We start from the raw sequence: 1,346 nt of genomic DNA, 5'->3' as shown, positions 1-1,346 counted from the left end.
ACGTCGTGTCGAGCAGACGGTCATGGCCCAGCGTCACCCGGTCGTCAGCGAGCACAAGCTGGAAATCAACAGCCGTCGCCGTGAGTTCAGCGTCACCCGGCTGGCCCTGAGTGCCGACTTTCTGCTCTCGGTATGGCATGAGCGCACTGAGGAGCGCCACCGAGAGGCCCATCTGCAGCGCGCCCTGGCCCAGATCGAGCAGCAGCAGTCCTCCATCGAGCAGATCCGCCGCGAGCTGCAGCAGGGTTCGGGMCGCGACGATGTTTCGGGCCTTTACATGCGCGCCCAGTTCGACGACCAGCTGCTGCGCGAAATCGACCTGTCCTCGCGCGAGCATCGCGAGTTCGCCCTCGTCATCATTGCGCTGGATGCCTCGCCGGCCATCACCGGCCTGGGTGATGACGCCCAGCAGCGCCTGCTCGAGGGCATCGGTCGCATGCTGCGCGCCAACACGCGGGCAATGGACTCGGCCTGCCGCATCGGGCCGCAACGCTTTGCGGTGCTGCTGTCCGGCGTGGGCCTGGCGACGGCCCATGCACGCATGGAGCAGCTGCGCCGCCAGTGCGCGGCCCAGATCGTCGTGTTGAATGGCCAGGACCTGGGCTTGTCCATCTCGATGGGCGTGTCCAGCTTCCCGCATACCGCCTCGCGCCAGGACGAGCTGATGGCCGCCAGCGAAGCAGCTGTGCACGAGGCGCAGCGCCGCGGTGGCAACCAGGTCGTGCTGGCGTCCATTGCCTTCGGCTAAAGCTCCGACAGCCCCTTGTAGAGCATGTAGGCCGCGAGCGCGAACAACAGCATCGCGAAGACCCTTTTCAGCTGAGCCACGTCCATGGCATGGGCTGCGCGTGCGCCGAGCGGTGCCATCGTCACGCTGGCCACGGCAATCAACGCCAGCGCTGGCAAATAGAGGTAGCCCACCGATCCTGGCAGGGCCGGCGTCAGCCCCCAACCGCCAATGACGTAGCCGAGCGTGTTCGCGACCGCGATCGGGAAGCCCAGGGCGGCGCTTGTCGCGACGGCGAGGTGCACCGGCACATTGCACCAGACCATGAAGGGCACGCTGACAAAGCCGCCACCAGCCCCCACCATGCCCGAAAGCAGGCCGATTCCCGCGCCCGCACTGAACTGGCCGGTCGTGCCAGGCATCTGCCGGCTGGGCGCCGGGCGCTTGTTGCGCAGCATCTGCCAGCCCGAAAAGCTGACGAATGCGGCGAAGACCAAGGCCAGCCAGGCGCCTTTGAGAAGGGCGAACAGGCCGGCACCCGCCAGCAGGCCGCCGATGAGGATGCCGGGCGCCAAGCCCTTGACGAGATCCCAGCGCACCGCGCCGCGCTGGTGATGGG

The 1,346-nt window shown here is 67.7% G+C and carries 2 protein-coding genes; one reads left to right on the top strand and one right to left on the bottom strand.

Annotated elements, in window-relative coordinates; genetic code table 11:
* A partial coding sequence (locus AC1DU6_RS31365; RefSeq protein WP_477862056.1) for a GGDEF domain-containing protein occupies positions 1-748 on the top strand: 748 nt, incomplete at its 5' end.
* Here the strand turns inward: AC1DU6_RS31365 and AC1DU6_RS31360 are convergent.
* A partial coding sequence (locus AC1DU6_RS31360) for a sulfite exporter TauE/SafE family protein (RefSeq protein WP_477862054.1) occupies positions 745-1,346 on the bottom strand: 602 nt, incomplete at its 5' end. The genes AC1DU6_RS31365 and AC1DU6_RS31360 overlap by 4 nt on opposite strands.

It is taken from the genome of Roseateles sp. P5_B10 (assembly GCF_056400485.1).
This window is presented reverse-complemented; position numbering and strand designations above follow the sequence as displayed.